The 22,933-nt window shown below is 69.7% G+C and carries 21 protein-coding genes and 2 pseudogenes; 19 read left to right on the top strand and 4 right to left on the bottom strand.

Annotated elements, in window-relative coordinates:
• The first annotated feature begins 236 nt into the window (after positions 1-236).
• The gene (locus tag J8403_RS01325) at positions 237-662 is read left to right on the top strand and encodes a MarR family winged helix-turn-helix transcriptional regulator (protein ID WP_211121425.1); all 426 of its coding nucleotides are present in this window, start codon (positions 237-239) and stop codon (positions 660-662) included.
• A 327-nt stretch (positions 663-989) separates the two neighbouring features.
• Complete coding sequence (locus J8403_RS01320; protein ID WP_211121424.1) at positions 990-1,709, top strand: hypothetical protein; 720 nt, start codon at positions 990-992, stop codon at positions 1,707-1,709.
• 134 nt (positions 1,710-1,843) lie between these two features.
• Here the strand turns inward: J8403_RS01320 and J8403_RS01315 are convergent, their stop codons facing one another.
• The gene (locus J8403_RS01315; RefSeq protein ID WP_246585635.1) at positions 1,844-2,476 is read right to left on the bottom strand and encodes a DUF2461 family protein; all 633 of its coding nucleotides are present in this window, start codon (positions 2,474-2,476) and stop codon (positions 1,844-1,846) included.
• A 243-nt stretch (positions 2,477-2,719) separates the two neighbouring features.
• Between J8403_RS01315 and J8403_RS43380 the strand changes: the two are divergent.
• Both J8403_RS43380 and J8403_RS01310 read left to right on the top strand, forming a co-directional pair.
• Positions 2,720-2,965 (top strand): annotated as a pseudogene (locus J8403_RS43380) (carbon monoxide dehydrogenase); the annotation flags it as partial.
• Between the two features lie 2 nt (positions 2,966-2,967).
• The gene (locus tag J8403_RS01310) at positions 2,968-3,216 is read left to right on the top strand and encodes an NUDIX domain-containing protein (protein WP_246585634.1); all 249 of its coding nucleotides are present in this window, start codon (positions 2,968-2,970) and stop codon (positions 3,214-3,216) included.
• Here J8403_RS01310 and J8403_RS01305 read toward each other — a convergent pair.
• Positions 3,150-3,953 carry an alpha/beta fold hydrolase gene (locus J8403_RS01305; RefSeq protein ID WP_246585633.1) on the bottom strand — a complete coding sequence of 268 codons (804 nt, stop codon included), beginning with the start codon at positions 3,951-3,953 and terminating at the stop codon, positions 3,150-3,152. The genes J8403_RS01310 and J8403_RS01305 overlap by 67 nt on opposite strands.
• Before the next feature lie 103 nt (positions 3,954-4,056).
• Between J8403_RS01305 and J8403_RS01300 the strand changes: the two genes are divergently transcribed.
• From J8403_RS01300 to J8403_RS01235, 14 genes and pseudogenes are all read left to right on the top strand, one after another.
• Complete coding sequence (locus tag J8403_RS01300; protein WP_211121422.1) at positions 4,057-5,007, top strand: GlxA family transcriptional regulator; 951 nt, start codon at positions 4,057-4,059, stop codon at positions 5,005-5,007.
• A 536-nt stretch (positions 5,008-5,543) separates the two neighbouring features.
• Positions 5,544-6,011: a winged helix-turn-helix transcriptional regulator gene (locus tag J8403_RS01295; protein ID WP_211121421.1), complete on the top strand. Its 468-nt coding sequence runs from the start codon at positions 5,544-5,546 to the stop codon at positions 6,009-6,011.
• Positions 6,012-6,158: 147 nt separating this feature from the next.
• Entirely contained in the window at positions 6,159-7,007 is an 849-nt protein-coding gene (locus tag J8403_RS01290; protein WP_211121420.1) for an alpha/beta fold hydrolase, read from the top strand.
• Between the two features lie 14 nt (positions 7,008-7,021).
• The gene (locus tag J8403_RS01285) at positions 7,022-7,420 is read left to right on the top strand and encodes a nuclear transport factor 2-like protein (RefSeq protein ID WP_211121419.1); all 399 of its coding nucleotides are present in this window, start codon (positions 7,022-7,024) and stop codon (positions 7,418-7,420) included.
• A 241-nt stretch (positions 7,421-7,661) separates the two neighbouring features.
• Positions 7,662-8,653 (top strand): annotated as a pseudogene (locus J8403_RS44685) (Ldh family oxidoreductase).
• Positions 8,654-8,796: 143 nt separating this feature from the next.
• Entirely contained in the window at positions 8,797-9,825 is a 1,029-nt protein-coding gene (locus J8403_RS01275; RefSeq protein ID WP_211121418.1) for an LLM class flavin-dependent oxidoreductase, read from the top strand.
• Positions 9,822-11,465, top strand: coding sequence for an AMP-binding protein (locus J8403_RS01270; protein ID WP_211121417.1), 1,644 nt, complete (start codon positions 9,822-9,824; stop codon positions 11,463-11,465). The genes J8403_RS01275 and J8403_RS01270 overlap by 4 nt, the downstream gene beginning before the upstream one ends.
• A gap of 9 nt (positions 11,466-11,474) precedes the next feature.
• The gene (locus J8403_RS01265) at positions 11,475-12,410 is read left to right on the top strand and encodes a beta/alpha barrel domain-containing protein (protein ID WP_211121416.1); all 936 of its coding nucleotides are present in this window, start codon (positions 11,475-11,477) and stop codon (positions 12,408-12,410) included.
• An 83-nt stretch (positions 12,411-12,493) separates the two neighbouring features.
• On the top strand, positions 12,494-13,990 hold the full coding sequence (gene tcuA, locus J8403_RS01260) for an FAD-dependent tricarballylate dehydrogenase TcuA (protein ID WP_211121415.1): 1,497 nt from the start codon (positions 12,494-12,496) through the stop codon (positions 13,988-13,990).
• Complete coding sequence (locus tag J8403_RS44255) at positions 13,987-14,430, top strand: flavin reductase family protein (protein ID WP_281427985.1); 444 nt, start codon at positions 13,987-13,989, stop codon at positions 14,428-14,430. Before tcuA ends, J8403_RS44255 begins: the two co-directional genes overlap by 4 nt.
• Before the next feature lie 81 nt (positions 14,431-14,511).
• Positions 14,512-15,291, top strand: a complete 780-nt coding sequence (locus J8403_RS01250) for a TIGR03084 family metal-binding protein (RefSeq protein WP_211121414.1) — start codon at positions 14,512-14,514, stop codon at positions 15,289-15,291.
• Between the two features lie 481 nt (positions 15,292-15,772).
• On the top strand, positions 15,773-16,708 hold the full coding sequence (locus tag J8403_RS01245; protein ID WP_211121413.1) for an aldo/keto reductase: 936 nt from the start codon (positions 15,773-15,775) through the stop codon (positions 16,706-16,708).
• 92 nt (positions 16,709-16,800) lie between these two features.
• A complete protein-coding gene (locus tag J8403_RS01240) occupies positions 16,801-17,451 on the top strand; it encodes a TetR/AcrR family transcriptional regulator (protein ID WP_211121412.1) in 651 nt (216 codons plus the stop codon).
• Positions 17,452-17,928: 477 nt separating this feature from the next.
• Positions 17,929-19,242, top strand: coding sequence for an MFS transporter (locus J8403_RS01235; protein WP_211121411.1), 1,314 nt, complete (start codon positions 17,929-17,931; stop codon positions 19,240-19,242).
• 212 nt (positions 19,243-19,454) lie between these two features.
• Here J8403_RS01235 and J8403_RS01230 read toward each other — a convergent pair whose 3' ends face one another.
• The gene (locus J8403_RS01230; protein ID WP_211121410.1) at positions 19,455-20,354 is read right to left on the bottom strand and encodes an NADP-dependent oxidoreductase; all 900 of its coding nucleotides are present in this window, start codon (positions 20,352-20,354) and stop codon (positions 19,455-19,457) included.
• Positions 20,355-20,932: 578 nt separating this feature from the next.
• Positions 20,933-22,027 (bottom strand): PP2C family protein-serine/threonine phosphatase, encoded by a 1,095-nt coding sequence (locus tag J8403_RS01225; RefSeq protein WP_211121409.1) that lies wholly within the window; start codon positions 22,025-22,027, stop codon positions 20,933-20,935.
• A gap of 255 nt (positions 22,028-22,282) precedes the next feature.
• Here J8403_RS01225 and J8403_RS01220 point away from each other — a divergent pair, with 255 nt between their 5' ends.
• Entirely contained in the window at positions 22,283-22,741 is a 459-nt protein-coding gene (locus J8403_RS01220) for a sigma-70 family RNA polymerase sigma factor family protein (protein WP_211121408.1), read from the top strand.
• The last annotated feature ends 192 nt before the right edge of the window (positions 22,742-22,933 follow it).

The following is a 22,933-nucleotide window of genomic DNA, read 5'->3' as shown; positions in this document are numbered from 1 at the left end:
CTTCGCACGGGGTGCGCCGGTCGGGCGCGGGCTGTGGCATCGAGATCGAAGCTAAGCACAATTATTGTTGACGTCAACAGTTGTTGTTTACCTCGGGTGCGTCATGCTGGACTCTGCACACGAGACCAACGCCTCCGGGGAGCCGAGACCAACGCCCCGGGGCCGAGACCAGGGAGCCCGCCATCACCCGCCCGCACACCGACGACCCCCACCCCATCGACGCGGACGAACCGTGGATGCGGGCGCTCCACGCGGACACCGGCTATCTGCTCTACCGCCTGGGTCTGCGCTCCGGTCAGCTGTTCAACACCTTCCTCCAGGAGTCGGGTCTGCGGCTGCGGCACTACGCCGTGCTGCGATTCCTCGCCACGTGTGAGGGCGCGTTGCAGCGCGAACTCAGCGCGCAACTCGGCTACGACCCGAGCGCGATCGTCGGCCTGGTGGACGACCTGGAGAAACTCGGCTTCGCCGAGCGCCGCCCAGCCCCCGACGACCGCCGCAGCCGCATCGTCGTCCTGACCGAGGACGGCCGCGCGTTCCTCCGGGACACCGATCAGGCGGGTCAGGAGGTGACCGACGAACTGCTCACCCCGCTGGCCCCCGCCGAGCGGAAGACGCTGCACACGCTCCTGCTGCGCGTCGCCGGGAACGGGCTCGCCTGATGCTTCGCCAGGGGGACGCCCGGCGATAGCCGCCGACCGGGCGCTCGACCGGCAGGCGCCGGTCCCGGCGCTACCCGCCGCGAGGGCCGCTCGGCCGCGGCTTGCTGAGCCCAACGCGTGAGGGGCGGAGGACTGACGCCGGACCCACCCATCGCCCGGAGGTGATCCTCCGCGACGGCGAGCGGGTGTCGACCCGACCGACATGAGGTGACTGTTTTACAAGGCTTTGGTCAACTTTGTGGGTGTTGGATGGTGTGCAATGAAGGCGGATCGGCGTTCAGCTTTGAGTCCGCGGGTGCCCCGCGGCCCGCACTTCAGGAGGCCTCCATGAACGACCTGCTCAGCGAGGCAGTCGAAGCCCACGGCGGGGAAGCCCGCTGGCGTGAGCTGACCCGGGCGCGAGCCACCCTCGTGAGTGGTGGTCATCTGTTCGCCCTGAAGGGCCTGCCGCAGGATCCCGCGCCGCGCGAGATGACCGTGCTGCTCCACGAGGAACACGCCTCGGTCAGCCCCTTCGGCGCCCCTGACCAGAAGACCGACTTCACCCCCGGACGGGTGAGCATCGACAAGCTCGACGGGCGCGTGGTGGCCGAACGCGAGGACCCGCGGTCGTCCTTCAGCGGCCACACTCTGGAGACCCCCTGGGACCCGCTGGACCGCGCCTACTTCAACGGCTATGCGCTGTGGACCTACCTCACCACGCCGTTCCTGCTGATCATGCCCGGCTTCACGGTCACCGGGATCGAGCCGTGGCAGGAAGGAGACGAACTCTGGCCAGGACTGCGCGCCACCTTCCCGCCCGAGATCGCCAGCCACAGCACCCACCAGGACTTCTACTTCGGCCCCGACCGACTGCTGCGCCGGCACGACTATCACGTCGAGGTGGCGGGCGGATTCGCCGCCGCGCAGTACGTCTACGACAACGTGGAGGCGGACGGCATCGTGCTGCCCACCAAACGCCGGGCCTACCGCCGCGACGCCCATGGCTACCCCATCCCCGACCAGGTCATGGTCTCGATGGACCTCAGCGACATCCACTTCAGCTGATCGTCCCGCCGGCACCCAGGAGCGAACCGATCCCCATGCCGCCGGTTCGACGGCCACGGCCGACTGCTGCCGAACAGCGCGCCATAGTTGATCAAGCTGGAGGAAGTGTTCGGCGAAAGTGGGTTCTTCTCGAGTCAGGCGGAGCCGTTCACGTGTCGGACCAGCCACGTGAGCATGGCGTCGAGGTCGTCGGCGGCCGCGAGGACCTTGCCGACCGCTTCGGGAGTGTGGAGCCATTCGTCGCAGCCAAGGGGTTGGGCAGCGATCAGTGAACGGTGGCGCAGCAGGTCCGTGCGGGAGTGGTCGGACGGATAGCCCCGTGGAGGGCGCTTCATCACGTCCCCGGAGATCTCGTAGCGCTTCCTTCTCAAGTCCTCGACGATGGCGGATAGTTCTCGGCCGCTTCCCTCGGCGGCGACGGCCTTGCGAAACGTGTCCACCTGGCCGGGGTCGGGATACCACCAGGCGCCCTGGATCCGCAGGCCGTCCAGGTCGAACCGCAGGCTGATCTCGATCTTGCGGCCGAGCCGGATCACCGCGCCCTGATGCTGCCACCACCAGGAGTTTGTGCGGTAGTGCCAGACAGAGAAGTCCTCGTACCGGGGATCGGTGTCCGCCACGTCATTGAGCAGCGCGATCATCGGCTGCCGGACGAGACGTTCGCGATCCGCGCGGTACTGCTCGCGCACCATGTGTGATGGCTCGCCCTGCAAGTGCAGCAACACGTCCATGGCTCGCTCCGGCCAGCCGGTGAACCGTCCGCTCATGCGGGCACCATAACCCAGCAACCCACGGCGCGGGGCGCACCACCGCCTTCCCCCGAGAGGGCGGAGATGAGGGGGACAAAAATCTCCCTGCCTCGAGCCCCGCTGGTGATGCCAGGCTCCTGGTGTGCCCCGCCGCGGCTGTCGGAATGCGCGGTCATCGAGGTCGTGCGGCGACGACATGGGCCGCGCCTCTTGCCGTGCCGAGACGTGCGGCAGATCCGTCCGTGATGCGAAGGCGTACATATGTCCACCGAATTGCCCGAGTCCGATGTGCCACCCCCCACCGGATCCAGTGAGTCCTCCCCGGCGCCGACCCGGCGCACCTTCATCGCCACCACTACCGCTGTGGGTGGTGGCGCCGTCGCGGGTGGCGTAGTCGGAGGCACCCTTCTCGCCGCCCCGGGGGAGGCGGCCGCCGAGGCGCCGCCTGCCAGTCGTGTCTCCCTGTCGGTCAACGGCACACGACGGACGGTGACGGTCGCAGGGCGAAGATGCTGCCGGGCGCCACGTCGAAGTGGCCCGGAGGCAACGCCGACGCCGGGGAAGACCCCCTGGAAACCGCACGCCGCGAAGCGGTCGAGGAGACCGGACCGGTGAATGCAACCGGAGCCGCAATCATGGGCACGTATTCCTGCTGGTCAACGGCCTCAAAGCTGATCGGCCGTAATGGTCCCTACGCGGTGAGGAAATCGGTGAGCGCGCCGCCGATGTGGTCGGGGGCGTTCTCCGTGGGGATGTGATCCGCGTTCGGGATGCGGATGAGCGTGGTGTGGGGGACCTCTGAGGCGAACCGCTCGGCGTATTCCACCCTCTCGTGGAGGTCCTCTTCGCCCCAGATCAACAGCTTGGGTGTGGTGGACCGCTGCAGGGCGGGAACGAGGTCGAGGGTGTAGCGGTTGTCGGCCGCGCCCGCCAGGGCCGTCCAGGAGCGGCGCACCCGCTCATCGGTCCACGGATCCACGTAGTCCGCGATCAACGACTCAGTGGCGACACCGGCCAGCACCCTCGTAATCGCCTGCCGACGGGCGGCGAGCACACCCTCGGCCGTGTCCCCCTCCCGGAATTGGGCGACGTGGGGCGCGGGCCAGGAGTCGTAAAGGACCGAGTTGACCAAGGCGAACCGGGACACGTCCAGCCGGTTGCGGGCAAGGAGGTGCTGGGCGATGGCGCCGCCGATGTCGTGTCCTGCCAGGGCGATGGGGCCGGAGAGGTTCAGCGCGGAGGCGAATCGCGTCACCCAGTCGGCGAGGGCCGGAACCGTGGCCGTTTCCGGGGTGAGCCGGCCTCCTGAGCGTCCCAGTCCGGGGAGGTCGACCGCGAGGGGCCGCAGCCCCGCGTCGGCGAGGTGGTCGAGTACGGGGAGCCAGACCCGGCTCCAGTACGTGCCGTGCAGCATCAGCACGGGCGGGGCGTCCTGGCGCCCTGCGGTCAGGTAGCTGGCCGGCTCGCCGTCAACCTGGACTGCGGTCCTCCGCACTGTCCGCACTGTCGTTTCGTCGGTTTCGCTCATGGGTCCACTGTGTCCTGTGCGGGGCATCCGGCCGAGAGTCCAGAAAGACACCCACAGGTATAATCCTGCCATGAGCCTTCATCGGGTGGTGGCCCTGCTCAACCCGCCTCAGTCACCCTTCGAGCTCGCCTGCGCCACCGAGGTCTTCGGCACCGTCCCGCAGGACGAACCGCCCCGCTACAGCTTCCGGATCTGCGCCGAGCACCCCGGCCCTCTGCAGACCACCGCCGGCTACGCGATGCTCGTCGACGCCGGGCTGGAGGCCCTGGAGCAGGCGGACACCGTGGTTGTCCCCGGCTGGCAGCCGCCCGGCACACCCGTGCCCTCGACCGTCACCGCGGCGCTGCGGGCTGCCCACCGGCGCGGGGCGAGGATCGTCGCCATCTGCACCGGGGCGTTCGTCCTCGCCCAGGCCGGACTGCTGGATGGCCGCCGCGCCACCACCCACTGGCGCGACACGGCCCGACTCGCCGCCGCCTTTCCCGAGGTGCGGATGGACCAGGACGTGCTCTTCGTGGACCACGGCGACGTGGCGACCAGCGCCGGAACCGGCGCGGGCATCGACCTGTGCCTTCACCTGGTACGTTCCGACCACGGCGCGGCATACGCCACCCAGATCGCCCGGAACATGGTCCTGCCGCCGCACCGGGAGGGCAGCCAACTTCAGTACGCCGCACAGCCCGCACCGGCCAAGGCGGACCAGTCACTGGCGCCCGTGATGGAGTGGGCCACCTCCCGGCTCGACACCCGACTGACCCTCGCCCACCTCGCCGAACACGCCGGGCTTTCCGGCCGCACCCTCGCCCGGCGGTTCGCCGAACAGCTCGGCACCAGCCCGGGACAGTGGCTGCTCGGCAAGCGCATCGACGCGGCACGGGTACTGCTGGAACAGACCGACCTGCCGGTCGAGGCCATCGCCACCCGCGTCGGACTCACCTCGGCGGTCAACCTGCGCCGCCGCTTCCGAGCGCATCTGGGCACCACACCCGGCGCCTACCGACGCACCTTCAGTCAAACCTGATGGTCGGGTAGCCCCAGGGCGGGGCCCCTCGGGGTTCCCGACCCAGTACGGTTCCCGGTGGCAGAGCGGCGTCCTCGCCTTGTTCCCGTCGTCGCCGGATGCGGCGGGTGCTACCCCACGCGGCGAGGGTGAGCTGCGCGGCTCGGGTGCCGTTCAGACCACGGTCGACGGAGGAGGCGGCTGTGACCAGGGGGTTGTGTAGGCAGCCGATTCGTGCCTCGAGCGGGGTGTGCAGCAGGTGGACCGAGTCGTGGTCGTGGCACGCTGGCCGGCTCCTGGGGGCGCCAGCTCGGCTCCTCTTTTGAGCCGGCAGCAGGGAAGACGCCTTCGGCCGCGTGCCTCGGCCGTCAGGTGAAGGTCGCCGGTGCCGACCTGGTCTTCCGCCCACAGTCGACCCTCGACCTGTTGTGAGCACTGGGGGATGAGGAGACACCGAAAGCGGTCGAGGCCGCGCAGGAGCGGGGATCTCGGCTAGTAACATTGCGGGACTACTTTTGACTTAAAACTACCACCGGGATCACCGGGGAGGAGAAGCCGTGTCTGACCAGGGGAGTCACGTCACCTTCCAGCACGGACAGGAGTTCCTGGCCGCGATCTCCGAGCGCTGGAACTACCAGATCCTGCGGGAGGTGTTCTTCGGGGTCGGTCGCTTCGGTGAGCTCAAGCGGGCTCTGGGTATCTCGGCGAACATCCTCACCGCGCGGCTCAACAGCCTGACGGAGCTGGGTCTGCTCACCAAGCGCGCCTACCGCTCCGACAAGCCGTGGTACGAGTACCAGCTCACCGACAGCGCCCGCGAGCTTGTCGTCCCCGCCATCGCGGCCATCACGAGGTGGGCCGAAACCTATGCGACCGATACCGACGTCACGCAACACCCGCTGATGCACACGACGTGCGGGAACCCGACCAGTCCGTACCTGGCGTGCAGCAGCTGCCATCAGCCGGTCGAGGCCTCGACCCTGCGACCGGCGTCCCCCGAGGAAGGCGGTGCCGGTCAGCGATAGGGATCGGCTGCCGCGGCGCCGGGCTGTGACGGTTCGAGCTCCCACTGATCACCTCGGTCCGAAAGGGAGCAGGGCTAGTAGCGTTTTGGAACTAGTAGCGTTACGCTACTAGTAATCGAACGTCTCCTTGGTCATGGAGGACCGATCATGACGACGAATTGGCTCGAAGGGGTTACCGAGAAGCTGATCCCCACCTCACTGGGTCTGATCAACGTGCGCGTCGGCGGCCGTTCCGACGGCCCCGCCATGGTGTGCTGGCCGAGCCTGATGATGGACGGCACCATGTGGCAGTACCAGTACGAGCACTTCGCCCCGACCCACCGCGTCGTGCTCATCGACAGCCCCGGACACGGCAGGTCCGACGCGCTGCGAAAGATCATCGATCTCGAGGACTGCTCCGACGCGCTCGTCGAGATCCTCGACGCGCTCGGCATCGACAAGTGCATCCTGGTGGGCAACAGCTGGGGCGGCATGCTCGCCGGGGTCTTCCCGGCCTACTACCCGCAGCGGACCGCGGCGGCGATCGGCATCAACTGCACCGCCTCCCTGCCCACGACCGTCGAGAGCGTCTGGGCCACCGCGCTGTCCACGTTCCTCTCGCTGCACTCGAAGATGCCGCCGCTGGCCGCCAAGGCCGCCCGCGCCGCCTTCGCCGGCCCCACCGCCGAGGCCACCAACCCCGAGTTCACCGAGTTCACCAAGTTCGTGCTGCGCGACGACCCGAAGTCGGTGGCGTGGGCGCTGCGCAGCATCCTCATAGGCCGCAAGGACGAGCACCGCCGCCTGAACACCATCAGGGACGTGCCCGTCCTGATCATCGCCGGCGAGGAGGACAGCCAGTTCCCCGTGCACGTGGTGCGGAAGATGGCGGACGCCATCGAGGGCAGCACCTTCCGTGTGCTCCTGCACACCGCCCACCTCGCAGCCCGCGAGAACCCCGAGGGTGTCAACGCCGAGATCGACGGCTTCCTCGCCACCCTGCCCGCCACGGTCTGATCGGGAGGTCACCCATGGAAAGCAACGCACGGGCGACGGCCGTGCCCGGCTGGGTCCTGAAGTTCATGGATGCCATCGACACCCTGGAGTTCGGCGAGGGCTTCGCGCCGCTGACCGAGGACACCGACATGTTCTTCGGCACCGCACACCTCCACGGCGTCGATGCCATCAAGGCGTTCTTCGTCAAGATCGACGAGCCGCTGATCATCACCCACGAGGTCCTGGAGTTCTGGTCCGCGGACGAGGGCGTCCGCCTGCTGCGCGGCGAGGCGACGATGGCGAAGAAGAGCGATCCGGGCCAGGTGGTGCGGGCTCCGTTCATGCACATCTTCTACCTCGACCAGGAAGAGCCGGTCCGCGTCCGGACACTCCGCGTCACCGCGGGACCGCTGGAGACCGACGCCGTGATGTGACCTCGCTCCGGGGCCTGCCGGTCAGTGCCCCAGGCCCGGAGCCGAGGGTGGCGAGACCGGGCAGACGAGCGCTGTCCGGTCTCGCCGCACCGTGGGGACCGGGGTGCCCACCCCCGCGCCGGCGCGAACCCACCTGAGCCAGCACTATCAGCATGCTTGTATTCGACTTCGCTCGCTTATATTGTGTAAGCATGCTTACCGACGGGCGAATTTCAGGTTCCCTCATCGCGAAGGTCGGTCAATGACGACTCTGTCCCTTCCCGACGCCCGCGCACTCGTCGCGGCCGTGCTGACCACATGCGGTTATTCCGCCACCGACGTCGAGACCATCGCCGACCACCTGCTCGACTGCGAACTACGCGGGCTGTCCTTCGGCGGGCTCGCCCGCGCGCTGTCCATAGCGGAGCGACGCCACGCAACCGAGACGCCGCCGCAGCCGATCCGGACCGTGGCCCAGACGCCGGTGTCCGCCACCATGGACGGCGGCGACCAGGTGGGCTACCTCGTCGGCAGGCACGCACTGGAGCTTGCCGTGGCGAAGGCCCACGCCCAGGGAGTCGCGGTCGTCGGCGCACGTAACACCTGGTACATCGGGATGTTCTCGTACTACCTCGAAAAGGCCGCGGCAGCCGGCCTCGCCGGGATGATCGCGGGCAGCGGGCCCGCGGTGGTGGCCCCGCACGGCGGCACGAGGGCCGGTTCGGCACCAACCCGATCGCCTTCGGCTTCCCGGCCACCCCGGCTCCCGTCATCTGGGACATCGGCACCTCCACCGTGATGCACGGGGAGGCGAAGCTGAAGGCGCGGCTCGGGGAGAAGCTCGCTTCCGGCCATGCCTACGACGCGGCCGGAGCCCCGACGCTCGACCCGGCCGCCGCGCTGGAGGGCGCGTTCGGGGTGTGGGGCGGCCACAAGGGCTCGGGGCTCGCCCTGGTCGTCCAGCTGCTCGGCATGATGTCAGGCGCCGCCGCTGATCCGTCCGGTGTTTCGGAATGCGGCTTCTTCATCGCGCTGTTCGACCCCGGTGTGCTCACCGACGCGGACGACTACCGTCGACGGGTCGCGGCCTTCGCCGAATCGGCCCGCGCCACTCGTCCCGTCGAGGGTGGCAGTCCGGTCCGGGTGCCGTTCGACCGCTCGGTGAACTGCCGGGACGAGACGCTCCGGCGCGGCACCATCGACGTACCCGAAGCGGTGGTCACGGCCTTGCGCCGGGAGGCCGCAGGCATCTGAGGACGGTGCTCGCCGTCTCGGAGTCGGCCACCGCCCGGGCCGAACCGCGGACACACCGGCCGCACCCTTTCGCCCGGCACGAGACCTGGCTCGCCCCCGGCCCCGCTCCCGTACCGGAGTCCACGCAGAAAGCTGAGCAAGCCGTGATCGAATTCTTCACGGGGCTGCAGCCCCTCCAGGCCGGTGAAACCGATCCGGACCGAATGATCTCCAGGATCAAGGAACTGGACCGCTCGAACGCCATTGACCGGGTCCTCCTCGGATACTCCTCCACCTGGCCGCACAACCACGCCACCGCACCGTTCGCGCTCGCGGCGTCGGAGAAGTTCTCACCCATCGTCGCGCACCGCCCCGGGGTCATGGCGCCGGTGGCCGCCGCGCGCTACTTCGCCACCCTCGACGTGCTGGCCCGCGGCCGGCTCGCCGTCAACGTGGTCGTCGGCGGCTCGGACAAGGACCTGCGCCGTGAGTCGGACGACCTGCCCAAGGCCGCACGGTACCGGCGGGCGGTCGAGTACCTCGACCTCGTGCGCCGCGCCTGGACCGAAACCGAGCCCTTCGACCACCACGGCGAGTACTACACGGCCGAGGCGGTGAAGCTGCAGACCAAGCCGGTGCAGGGCCAGGTGCCGATCTTCATGGGGGGCGAGAGCGCCGACGCCGTGGACTTCGGCGCCCGCCACGCCGACCTGTACATGCTGTGGGGGGAACCGTTCGCCGGCACGAAGGAACGCGTCGACCAGGTCACCGCGGCGGCCCAGAGCTATGGCCGCCCGATGCGGTTCTCGCTGAGCCTGCGCCTGTTCATCGGTGACACCGACGACGACGCCTGGGCCCGGGCCCGTGCCGTGGAGCGGGAGATCGCCGAGGCCGCCGGAACGTCGACCTTCCTGCGCTCGTCGTCGACCGACACCTCCGTCGGGCGGCAACGGGCGCTAGCGCTCACCGACCACGAGTTGCACGACGACTGCTTCTGGACCGGGCTGACCAAGCTCCTGGGCGGCTTCGCCAACTCCCAGGCGCTGGTCGGCACGGAGGAGCGCATCCTGGACACCCTCGGCCGGTACCGGGAGCTCGGAGTCGACACGTTTCTCGTGACGACCGGCGCGGAGGCGGCCTGGGACCCGTCGTTGGAGGGTTTCCTGGCCCGGGCGAAGAAGGAGCTGGCATGACGCCCACCATCGCCCGGGGCAACGGCGCCCCGGGGCTGGAGAACTTCTCCGATCTCGCCGACGGCACGGTCGGCGGCCTCATCGCCGCCCGCGCCGGAGAACATCCGGACCAGCCCGCGCTGGTCTTCGAGGACAGCGAACTGACCTACGGCGCACTCGACGCGGCCGTCACCGACGTGGCGCGCGGTCTCCTCTCGGCAGGCGCCGCCCCGGGCAACTCGGTGGGGATCTTCCTGCCCAACCGGCCCGAATACCTGCTCGCCTGGCTCGGGGCGGCCCGTGCCGGCCTCATCGAGGTCCCGATCAACACCGCCTACAAGGGCTCCTTCCTCGACCACGCGATCCGCGGCACCGGCGTGCGTGTTCTGGTCACCGACGCGGCCCTGCTGGAACTTCTCGCCGACCTGCCCGACGTACCACCGACACTCAAGACCGTCGTGCTGATGGACGGCGACCGGCCCCGCCGCATTCCGCCCGCGGTGACGGTACAGACCTGGAACGACCTGCTCGCGGCCGGTGATCCGGCGGCGGACCTCCCCGGCGTCGCGCCCAAGGACCCGGTCGCGACCATGCTCACGTCCGGAACGACCGGGCGGAGCAAGGGTGTGGTGTACCCGCACCTGATGCAGCTGGTCGCCGCGCGCGAGTGCGCGGTGCAGATGGCCACGACCGCCGACGAGCGGCTCTACACATGTCTCCCGCTGTTCCACGGTGCCGCGCAGATCAACATATCCCTGCACGCCTTCTACGCGGGGGCGACCGTGGTCCTCGGCCGCCGGTTCAGCGCCAGCAGGTTCTGGGACGAACTGCGCACCCACCGGGTCACCCAGTTCAACGCCCTCGGCTCGGTCCTGCCGATGCTCCTGGCGCAGCCCCCCTCCGACCGCGATCGCGACCACCGGGCGACGAAGGTGTTCGCCGCACCCGCCCCGCCCCAGGTGCTCCATCCCTTCGAGGAGCGCTTCGGCGTACACGTCGTCGAGGGCTACGGGCTCACCGAGATCAAGAACGTTCTCTACAACCCCCTCGGCGCCCGGAAGGTCGGCTCGCTGGGCCTGCCCACCGACTCGTCCCTCCTGGAGATCCACGACGAGTTCGGGAACCGTGCCGCGCCGGGCCAGGCCGGGGAGATCGTCTACCGGCCGCGCCTTGCGAACATCATGTTCTCCGGCTACCACCGCGATCCCGAAGCCACGCTCGCGACCATGAAGGATCTGTGGTGGCACACCGGCGATCTGGGCTACACCGACGAAGACGGCTACTTCTACTTCATCGACCGCAAGAAGGACGCCCTGCGCCGCCGCGGCGAGAACATCTCCTCCCACGAGGTCGAGTCGGTGCTGCTGGCCTACCCCGGCATCGTGGCCGCTGCCGCCGTCGGCACGCCGTCGGAGCTGGGCGAGGACGAGGTCCTGGCCGTCGTGCAGCTCGAACCCGGCCACGAGCCGGACCACACGGGCCTGTTCGCTCACTGCGACCGGTCGATGCCGCACTTCATGGTCCCCCGCTACTACCGCTTCGTGGACCGGCTTCCCGTCACACCCAACGGCAAGGTGCGCAAACACCAGTTGCGTGACCGGGGCAGCGCCGATGCCTGGGACGCGCTCGCCGCCGGGCTCAAGCCCACCCGCCACGCCTGAGGAAACGCCATGTCCCTACCCGACGCCGTACGCATCCGGGAGATCGCCACCCGGTTGACCTTCCAGGACCATGCGGTCCCGACCGACGTCAAGATCGAATTCGCGCGGCGGCTCATCGACGCCGGTGTCCGCGCGTTCGAACTGTCCTCCTTCGTCAGCCCCGATCTCGTACCAGGCCTCGCCGACGCCGCGGAGGTGTTCGCGCGTGTGCCGCGAGTGTCCGGACTCAGCCTCGGCTGCTGCGTCGCCAATCCGCGCGGGCTTACCCGCGCGGTCGACGCGGGTGCCGACACGGCGTACTTCCTGCTCTCCGCTGACGAGGAATTCGCCCGCGCCAACACCGGACGGTCCACGCGGGAGTCGATGCGCGAACTGGAGCGCATGGCCGCCTACGCCGCGGACCGGAACATCGTGCTCGGCACCTACGTCATCTTCGCCTGGGGCGGGCCGACCGGCCCCCCGCGCACCGGCGCGGATATCGAACCGCTGGCCCGGGGGCTCCTCGACATCGGGGTGGACCGCTGGATTCTCGCGGATTCCTCCGGCTACGCGGCGCCGCCCCAGATGTGCGAACTGGTCACCGCCGAGCTCGCGCATGTGCCGCCGGGGAACCTGACGGTGCAGGTCCACGACGACCGCGGCATGGGCCTCGCCGCACTGCTGCCACTCCTCGAACTCGGCATCCACGACATCGACACCTCCCTTGCCGGCAGAGGCGGCCACCCGGCGATGCCCGGCACCCAGGGCGGCGGTCTGTGCACCGAGGACGCCGTGCAATTGCTCGAACGGTCCGGGGTCGCCACCGGTATCGACCTGCCCCGCCTGATCGAGACGGCGAACTGGCTCACCGGCGAGGTCGGCGTGCCCGGCGAGGGATTCGTCCGGCACACCGGCCCCGTACCGAGCGCCGCCCGGCCCGGCACGTCCCTCTCCTTCACGTGGTGACACCTCATGAGCGTCTTTGGTCATGTACTTCAGCCACCCCGACCCGCACCTGCCGTTGCAGCACCATGTCTCAAGGAGGACCAGTGACGGAAACCCCTGCGCCCACGATCGTCGTCGCCGGCGCCGGGCTGACCGGGCTCTCGGCGGCGATCTCCGCCCGCGAGGCCGGCGCCCGCGTGGTGCTGCTGGAAAAGGGCGGCCGCGAGGACGTCGGCGGGAACGCCGCCTTTTCCGGCGGGCTGTTCCTGTTCTGCTATGACGGGCCGGACGATCTGACGTCCATCACGGAGGACTTCGAGCCGGGTATGAAAGCCGACCGGATCGAGGCACCCCCTTACACCCGCCAGGCCTACGCGGCCGAGTTGTCGGCGATGAGCGGCGGCCAAGCCGAGCCGCGGCTGGTCGACCGGCTCGCCGAGCGGTCGTTGGACACGGTCCGCTGGCTGGCCGCGAAGGGCGTCCGCTTCACGTTCAACCGAACCGTGGGCGCCGCGGTCCGCGACGGTGTCCTGCACATTCCACCCGGCCAGATCCTGACGTGCACCGGCGAGGGAATGTCACGCGGGTTCGAGGTGATCCGGCCCCTGTTGGCGCACGCCGAGCGAATCGGCGTGGAAATCCGCTGGTGCGCACCGCTGGTGGAGGTGGTGCGCGGCGACGGCCGGGTCACCGGTGCCGTGGTCGGCGACGGCGGCGAGACCGTGCCCGCCGACGCGGTGGTGGTCGCCACCGGCGGCTTCCAGGCCAGCCGGGAACTTCGCCGCGAGTGCCTGGGGCCGCAGTGGGAGACGGTGCGCCTGCGCGGCACCCGCCTGGCCACGGGCGACGGGATCCGGGCCGCACTGCGCGCCGGGGCGCAGAAGGCCGGGGCCTGGGCGAGCTGCCATTCGGCCGCGGTCGACCCGACCAGGCCCTCGCCACAGCGCAGTGAGGCCTCACCGCCCTTCCCGCTGCACGGCTTCTGGCTCGGCGTGCTCATCAACCGCCACGGCGAGCGGTTCGTCGACGAGGGCCCCGGCCCGTGGGTCAAGAACTACTCGAAGATGGGCAAGGCCATCATGCGCCAGCCGGGATGCGAGGCCTTCGAGATCTTCGACCAGCGCACCGCGGCCCGGGTGGCCGACGAGTTCGCCGGTGCGGCCGAGCCCATCGTCGCGCACAGTGTCCCGGAGCTCGCCGAGCGGATCGGGGTACCCGCCGACCGGCTGGCGCACACGCTCCAGGCGTTCAACAACGCCTGCCCGTCCGGTGACGGCGCGAGCGAAGGTCGCGGCACGGCCGGCATCACACCGCCCAAGTCGGGTTGGGCCTCGCCCCTCGACCAGCCACCGTTCGTCGCCTACCACGCCGTCGCGGGGCTCACCTTCACCTTCGGCGGCATCCGGATCGACCCGGACGGGCGGGCTCTCAGCGCGGACGGGACGCCGGTGCCGGGTCTGTACGCGGCCGGCGAGGCCGTGGGTGGCCTGTTCTACGGCGACTATCCCGGTGGTGCCGCTCTCATGCGCGCCGCGGTGTTCGGCCGCGTGGCCGGAGCCACCGCCGCGCAGGAAACGAAACCCGCTCCTCACCCGGCCTGAGGAGCGCGGAGCGGGCCGGACAGGAACGGGCCGCGGTAGAGCCCGCCGATCCGGCCCGCCATTGCCTGGCTGGCTGGCTGCCCGCCCGACATCGGCTGGGCGGGCAGCCAGGCGGCGGCAGGACGTCATCGACCTTCCTGGTCATCGCCGAGCGCGGCACCTTCTGCGTGAACGTTCTCGCCACCGACCAGGAGTGGATCTGCCGTGCGCTGTCGGTCTCGGGAGGCGACAAGTTCACGCAGGTGCCCTGGCGGCCCGGGCCGCACGAAGCCCCGGTCATCGACGGCGCGGTCGCCTGGATCGGCTGCACGATCGAAGCCGTACACGCCGTCGGCGACCACCGCATCGTCATCGGACGTGTCGACGACCTCGTCGCTGACAGCACGGCGTCACCCCTGCTGTTCTTCCAAAGCCGCTACAACCAACTCGTATCCGCCTGAGCGGCGAGCGCCGCACAGTCCCACCGGACGACCTCGGAACCGGGGCTGCCTCGGTTCGCTGATCGGAGAAGGGCCACCACCATGGACGGCGGAGTTCCGCGCGAGCTGCTCGACGATCTCACGGCGGAGTTCGACTCGCTGCGGGCGCTCGTCCCCGCGGGGACAAACCTGCGGCGTCCAACCCCGGCCGTCGGTTGGGATGTTGGAGCCAGCGTGTCGCACCTGATCGGCTGCGACCTGCTGGCCGAGGCGGCCGTGGACGCCCCCGGTGCATTCCGGCGTGCCCGTCCTGCGACGGACGTGGGTCTGGCCGAGCTCCTCGCAGATCACATCACGGCCCGCAAAGACCTCCCGGTGGAGCGACTGCGACAGGAATGGGCCGATGCCTTCGCGGCGATGATGAGGGCTTTCACGTCCTCGCGTCGGGAACAGAGGGTGCCCTGGTTCGTGCCGCCGATGAGCCCGGCGACGCTGGCCACGGCTCGTCTCATGGAGTACTTCGCTCACGGCCAGGATGTCGCCGACGCCCTGAAGATCGTCCGCCGGCCCACCGACCGGCTCCGGCACGTCTGTCACCTCGGGTTCGTCACCTTCGAGTTCAGCTTCGCCAACCGCGGCCTGCCCGTGCCGCCGTCTCCACCGCGCGTCGAACTGCGCCTGCCCAGCGGCCGGTCATGGGCCCGTGGTCCGGAAGGCGCCGATGCTGTCGTCACCGGCGACGCGCTCGACTTCGCCCTGGTGGTCACCCAACGCAAGCAACCCCTCGACACGTCCCTGACCTGCCGAGGCGAGGTCGCTGAGCAGTGGCTCGCGATCGCCCAGTGTTTCGCGGGCCCGCCCGGCCCGGGGGCCGGGGGCTAGGGTCTGTCGTGTGGATCGGGCCGGATCAGGGAGCGGGGTTACCGGGCACCACCCCGCGGTAGCTGGGGGAGCGTGCAGCTGCAAGGCGGAGGAGGGAGTCGACGCGGAGCGTCGGCGAGTGACGACAACGCCGCAGATGCGCGTGCGCGGTCCGAACCAGCCGTCTCGGACCGATCGCCTTTGAACCGGCGGTCTGCCGCTTGTCGACGCCTCACAGTTCGCTATCGCCGTCGTCCTGACCGATCGCAGTGGCCCCGTCGGCGGTCCAACTACCGCTGTGGACATCCGGCTGCCGCTTCGGCCAGGACTCCGCCCAGTGCGCCATGCCGAAGATCCCCGGTGCATCTCGTCTCGCAAGTGTCCGGGACTCGCCGCTCGCCGCTGAGCTCGCGCTCGCCGCCGATGGACCCTCCGCCCCCTCAGGCGCACAGTGGCCCTCGCCTTGTACCGTGCGGACCTGAACATCTGAAAGGAAACTGTTGTGAAGACCTTCACCATGCCCGGCACCGACATCCTCGCCCCGAACGTCGTGCTCGGCCTGATGCGTATCGCCGACAAGACCGACGAGGACGTCCGCGAACTCGTCCGCACCGCGCGCGATGCGGGCATCGACTTCATTGACCACGCCGACATCTACGGCGGCGAGCTGCACGCTTGTGAACGCCGCTTCGCCGACGCGATGGCGCTGAGCCCGTCGCAGCGCGACGAGATCACGATCCAGACCAAGGCGGGAATCGTGACGGACGGGCCGTACTACGACTTCTCTTACGAGCACATCATCACATCGGTCGAGGGTTCACTCGCGGCCCTGCGGACTGACCGCATCGACATCCTGCTGCTGCACCGCCCCGACGCGCTTGTCGAGCCCGAAGAGGTGGCCCGCGCCTTCGACGATCTCGAATCCTCGGGCAAGGTGCGCGCCTTCGGTGTCTCGAACCAGACCCCACGCCAGATCGACCTGCTGCGCAGGTACGTGCGTCAGCCCATCGTGGCCAACCAGCTTCAGCTCTCGGTCACACACGCGCCGATCATCGCTCAAGGGATCGCCGCGAACATGCTGGCGGAGCAGCAGTCGGCCACCCTCGACGGCGGAGGGATCGTCGACTACTGCCGTCTGAACGACATCACCATCCAGGCGTGGTCTCCCTTCCAGGCCGGTTTCTTCACGGGTGTCTTCCTCGGCTCGCCGGAATACCCCGAGCTCAACGCCGTTATCGACCGCCTCGCCGGCCAGTACGACGTCCCCGCCATCGCGATCGCGACTGCCTGGATCACCCGCCACCCCGCTCAGATGCAGGTCGTGCTCGGCACCACCAACCCGGAGCGTGTCGCGGGCGCCGCCCAGGGCTCCGAAGTTCGACTCACCCGGGCCGAGTGGTACGAACTGTTCCGCGCCGCCGGGCACCTCGTGCCCTGAATCCGGATGCGGGGCACCAGCTGAATCACCCCAGGAACGTCGGCGCGGATGATGTTGTCTGCCGGCGCGCCGGCACTTCGTAGCATGGCGGGATGGAACAGGACGGTGACGCGGCGGCGCGCAGGCGGTCGTACCGGAAGGGCCCCGAGAGGCGCGCGCAGATCATCGCGCGCGCCATCGAGTTGTTCGCCGCGCAGGGGGTGGGCGCGTCGCTGCGGGCGATCGGTGACTCGATCGGTGTGTCGCACGCGGCACTGCGGTACTACTTCGCGACTCGCGACGATCTGCTGCTGGAGGTGTACCGCGCTCACGAGGCGGGAGGTAACGCCAAGCCGACGCCGGAGGAGGTGTCGGCAGTGGTGGTGATGGAGCAGAGCGCCGAAGAGAACCGGGCGATCCCCGGTCTGGTCGAGCTCTACGCCACACTGACCACCGATGCCCTGCAAGCGCAGGCCCACCCTCGCACCCGGGAGTTCGTCCAGGCGCGCTTCGCGCGGCTGCGCGCCGACCTGGCCGAGCGGATCCGCGTCGGCCAGCGTGCCGGTGCGATCGCCGTCGACATCGATGCGGAAGACGCCGCCTCGTTGGTCATCGCCGCGTCCGATGGTCTGCAGCTGCAGTGGCTGCTCGACCCGGACGCGGTCGATGTGCGGCGGTCCCTGAGGCTCCTCGAGCGGCTGCTTCCGGACCGGGACCGGACGGCCGGCCCGTCGGCCGAGCACGGGCAGGACCGGCCGATGTGACAAAGCGCCACTGCCGCCGGGCAGGTCGGCGCAGGGGCGGCGCCCGGACTCCGGGTGCCGCACGGCGACACGGGATGGGCATGGTTCGGCGCGGTTGTCGCCGGCCGCGCGGGCAGGCTCAGCTCGTCGTGGCCGACGAGCCGGGCAAAGGACGGCGACCCCATCGATGTGCCTGGCCCAGGCGTTGAGCTGGATCACCCCCGTCGTCAGCGGGGCGGCGGGACCTCAGGGGCGTGATCAGCTGCACCCGCTCACCCGATCTGCCCGGCCGGGCGTCGAGGTTCTGAGCGATGGGCCGCGCATCGGGCGCAGTTGAACGGAAGTCCTCTCCACGGCCTGCTCAAGGGCTCGACGGACGGCCGGTTTCCCGCGAACCAATGCATCCGGACCGTACCGGTGTATCGTCCGAGCACAGATTCTTACAGTGGAATAATCTGAGCCGGGGGATTCGGGACTCCGCGGGAGAGGGGGACGGCGGTGAGCGACCAGGGTCGCCGCAGGCCGCACATCGACACGACGGAAAGCGCATCGCCAGGTCTGGCGCTCAACGCCCCGGCAGAGCTGGTCTCGGCGATTCGGCTCGTCCTGGCCTCGCCGCTGTACCGGGGCGCGACGATCGCCCTGTTCCTGGCGGGCCTGGGGCAATCGGCCGCTGCTCCGCAGATCGCCCAGTTCCTCACCAAGGACCTGCACGGCTCACTGACCGTGGCCGGCCTCTACTACCTGACGAATCTGACCGCCCCGGTCGCCGGCTACCTGGTCGGCGCGCGTTCGGACCGCACCGGGGGCCGTCTGGGGCTGTTCCGGGTCTGTGCCGTTCTCGGCTTCCTCGGCTGGGCGGGCATCGCCTCCGCCACGCAACTGTGGATGCCGTTCGCGGTCGGGGCTGTGATCCTCGGCTTCGCCGGAGCGTCCGCGTCACAGCTGTTCGCGGCGATTCACGACGAGTTGAGCGCGCGCCCCACCGCCCACGATGACGCGGTGGTCTCCATCGTGCGGATGGCCCTGACGGCGGGCTGGATCGTCGGCCCGGCCGTGGGCACGATCCTGGCCGCCCAGTTCGGCCTGCGCACGATGATGCTCGCGACAGGGATCTGCTTCCTGGCGCAGGTCGTCCCGCTGGGCCTGCAGCGGACGCGGACGCCCTGGCCGGCTCCGGTGAGAACCGTCCCGCAGGATGCGCGGCCGGCCGCTCCATTACGGACCGGACTCCGGACGATGCGCCCGCTGTTGATATTCACCGGCCTGTACGTGCTCGTGTACGCGGGGGAGCCGATCAAATACGCCTACCTGCCGATTTACATGAACGAGCGCCTGCACTTCGCCTCCGGGGTCCAGGGCGCGATTATCGGCATCCAGCCGTTCGTGGAACTGGTCCTGATGCCGTTCGCGGTGGTCGCCGCCCGCAGGATCGGAACGATGCGCCTGATGGTTCTGGCAGCCGCCTTCGGCGTTGGCGCCAACATCTGCTTCGCCACCACCGCCACCGTGCCCGGACTGCTCGCCGGGCAGATCCTCATGGGCGGCGTGTGGGGCGTCTTCGCGGCACTCGGGATCATCATGGCCCAGCGGCTGCTGCCCAGCGCGGTCGCCACCGCGTCCGCAATCTTCATCAGCTCCGCCGCGCTCAGCTCTGCGTTGGGCGGGGCCACGGGAGGACTGGGCGTCGCGGCAGTCGGCCTGCCCCACGTCTTCCTCATCCCGGGCGCGTTCGGGCTCATCGCCGTCGTCGGACTCGCCCTCATGGACCTCACGTCCCGCACAGCCGACAAGGGGAGCGGAGACGGGTGAGGGGGGACGCGACTCGACCGACCCGCGGCCGACGGAGCATGGGGTGACGGAGGCCTCGAAGGGCCGATCGTGGGCGTACGGCGGCGGGGAGGTTGCACGCGGCTGGCATCCGCTGACGCAGTCCCCGGCACACTCCAGTCCTGCTGACGATTTCTCGATCGCGCCTGGCGGGCACCGTGGCCCAGCCTCGGGAGGGGCGGTGCCCGGTCGGGTCATGCTCGGGTGAGCACGATCTTCTTTCCGCCGGCCTGTCCGGTAACCGCGCGGGCGAACGCTGCCGGTCCCTCGCTCAGCGGCAGTGGTTCCGGTGCGAGTTTCAAGGTTCCCGCGGCGACTTGCTCCGCCAGCTGGGCAAGCTGCGCGGCGTTGGGCTCGACGTAGAGGTCCCAACTCGTGATGCCTCGTTCCTCAGGAGGCGCGTCCGAGGTCAGGGAGCACAGTCGCCCGCCGTCCCGCACCAAAGGCAGGGCGTCGTCCGCCGTGCCGGTGGCGATGACGAGGGCGGCGTGGAACCCGCCGCGTACCTTGGCCGACCAGTTCGGGTCGTGGTAGTCGACGACCTCGGTCGCTCCCAGACCGCGCAGGCGCTCTGCGGCGGCAGCTGAGGCGGTTGCGGTCACCTCGAAGCCCTTGGCCGCGGCGAGCTGGATGGCCAGGGCTCCGGTGGCCCCGCCTCCGTTGGTGATCAGGAGCCGCTGTCCTCGGCTGAGGTCCAGCTTCTCCAGGGCCTGCGACGCGGTGAGTCCGTTGACTGGCAGTGCCGCCGCGTGCACGGCGTTGAGCCCGGGTGGGCAGGCAGCCGCATGATCCGCGTTGATCAGAACGCGTTCGGCCCAGAAGCCGCTTCCCCCGGACAGCGGGGCCTCGTGCGCGAGTACCCGATCGCCTACGGCAAACCCGGTGACATCCGCGCCCACGGCCAGCACCTCGCCCGCGCCCTCCACTCCCAGCGCCGCCGGCGGGCGCAACCCCACATCCCACCCGGCGCCGTTCAGCAGTTCGTCCCATGGGCCGACCCCGGCCGCCTCAACCGCCACCAGGATCTGACCGGGCCCGGGAGATGACGGTTCGGGCAACTCCAGCAGGGCGGCTTCCTTCTCGGCCCCGGACACTCCGCACGCCTTCACAGCAGATCTTTGTCCTCTCACTCAGTCCGGCCGGCCGGCCGGGCGGTACGGGCCGGAAACCCGAAGCAGGCACCAGTGTCGACCGGATCCCCTGCAGAGGTCGCGTGTGGTCTCAGCCGCATGGGTGTGGAGCCTATGCAGCCAGTGACCCGGACATGTGTCTCGACCCGCCGGAGCGGGCCCTGGTGCTATGCATGGACGAGAAGTCCCAGACCCAGGCGCCGTGGCCGGCTCGACTCGTGCCTCTTGCAACCTGACGCGCTTCAGTGCCTGGCCTGCAAGGTCGGCAAGAGTACCCATGAAGGCCCGCTCATCCGGGGACGAGCGGTGCTCGCTGTCGTAGGTCACCAACCAGGCCCCGAGCGGCTGATCGCCGCCCGGGCTGAGGGCTGGACGACGACCCCTGGGGCGACCAGGCCACCACCGCCGACCAGCACGCGGTGCCCCACCGTGGACCTCGACTTCAACGCGGCCCAGGGGGCCAACCCGTATGCGGACGGTTACCGGGGTCACGCCCGGACGGTGATCGATCTCGACCGTGACGTCCTGCTCGGGCACCGTCGTCATGAAACCCACCGGTTCTCGGGGATCCGCGCCCGGGCGCGCGCCCCCTCGCGCTGCAGCACGATCAAGGCCATGTCGTCGGCGAGCGGCCCGCCCGTGTATGCCCGCAGGTCCGCGCCGATGCTGTGCACGAGCTCATCCGGACGCTGATCGGCCCAAGCCGTCACCCGCTCCACGAGGGGGTAGAAGCTGCCCAGGCTGTCCCGGGCCTCGCTGACTCCGTCCGTGTACAGCACCAGCCGGTCACCCGGGGCGAAACGGAAGGCCAATAGGGCGTACTCGGTCTCCGTCAGGGCGCCAAGACCCAGCGGGGGAGCGGGGGCAGCGACTTCCAGGGGCGTGACGTGCCCCTCGTGCAGCAGAAGCGGCGGCAGATGGCCGAAACTGATCAGACGGGCACAGAGCTGGTTGTCAGGGATCTCCAGCACGGCCGCCGTGATGAAGTGTTCACTGGGCCATTCGTCAGGATCCCCGTGGTGCGACTGACCCAGGTCCCAGCGCACATCGGATTCCAGGGCGGACGCGAGCCCAGACAGTGTGGAGTGCCGGTGCGCGTTGAAGCGGAAGGCACCGAGGACGGTCTCGATGTCCCCGATGGCCCCGAGCCCCTTGCCGCGTGCATCCCCGATGATCAGCCGGGTGGGGCCAGGCGCGCGGACCAGTGCGTACAGGTCTCCACCGATACGGGCTTCGGTCTCGGCGGCCACGTACGTCGACGCCAGGGACACCGCTCCCGCGCGTCGCGGCAGCGGCCGCAGCAGCACGGACTGTGCGGCTTCCGAGACCTGGCGCGCCCTGGCCAGGTGGCGCAGATGTTGCTCGCGCAGACGAGTGGCGATCAGGAGCAGCGCCGAGAACAGCACCAGGGACAGCATCTGCACGAGTACGTTCTCGGTGGTCAGCGTGCGTCGTTCGGCCCCCGCGACGACGAGCGCCGTCAGGGCGAGCAGAGCGGTGACGGCAGTACGGCGGGTGTCGGCGAAGGTGGCGGCGAGCGCGAGCGGGATGACCAGCAGATGGGCGGGGTGGATGTCCGGCGGCAGGAACCAGTCGGCCACCGGAATCGCCACGATCAGCACGGACCACAGGGCCACCCATCGGCAGCCCCGCCATCCGCTCGATGCCCTAGTCGTCCGCAAAGGTGATCTGCTCCGCATTGCTCTCCCAGGTTCGGCGCGCACGGCAATGAAGCGTCGCCGCTCGGTACGCACAGCGCGGAGCGGCCGTTCGTACGTCCGCAAACTGCTGTTGCAAATCCTCGTCTGGCCCTCCTCCGGGTGCGGCGCACCGCAGATCAGAGCGTCCGGATGGCTACTCTGGGTCCGCGAGCTGGAGGAGGTTGCGTCGGCATGGGTGACGGGCACGCGCCGGGGCCGTCTGAGCGGGAGGACGTGCTCGGAGCCGGCTGGGAGAGCCATCGGCCTTTGGCCACGGTGGCCGCGCGGCGGTCGTGCGGCATCCTCAAGAGCGCCCGTTTCCGCCGGGGGACCTACGTCGGGCCGTGGCTGCCGGAACCGCTGCTGGCGGGGCTGCCGCACCCGGACGCTGCCTACGTCACCGACGGCGGCGGCAAGGCTGCCACGGTGCGCAAGATCATCCATGGTGGTGAGCGCATCGCCGAGGTGATGGTGCGGGTGGGCCGTCAGGGGCGTCCGGACCGCATCGGCCTCGCCGAGGTCGGCGGCGAGCCCGTCCTGGTGTTCCACCGGGAGGGCCGTGTCTGCTCCGTGGACACGCTGCAGATCACGGACGGTCTGATAACCGCGTACCGCAGGGTCATCAATTCGGACGAGCTTTCCCTCGTCTGAGCTGTCACACCCCGAGAGGGCTGCCTCGTTTTCCTGATGAGAACCAGATCAACCACATCGGGACAGACGAAGGAACGCTCGCGGCCAGATGAGATCGATCATGCGGACGGCATGTTTCCACCTGCCACGTTCCTCCGCCGACGAGCCGCGATGAGCCCTGCGTGAAGGGGCTGCGCGCTCGTATGCCCTTCC

It is taken from the genome of Streptomyces yatensis (assembly GCF_018069625.1).
GTDB lineage: Bacteria > Actinomycetota > Actinomycetes > Streptomycetales > Streptomycetaceae > Streptomyces > Streptomyces yatensis.
Note: the sequence above shows the minus strand (reverse complement) of the source record. Positions and strands in the feature narration are given on the sequence as shown.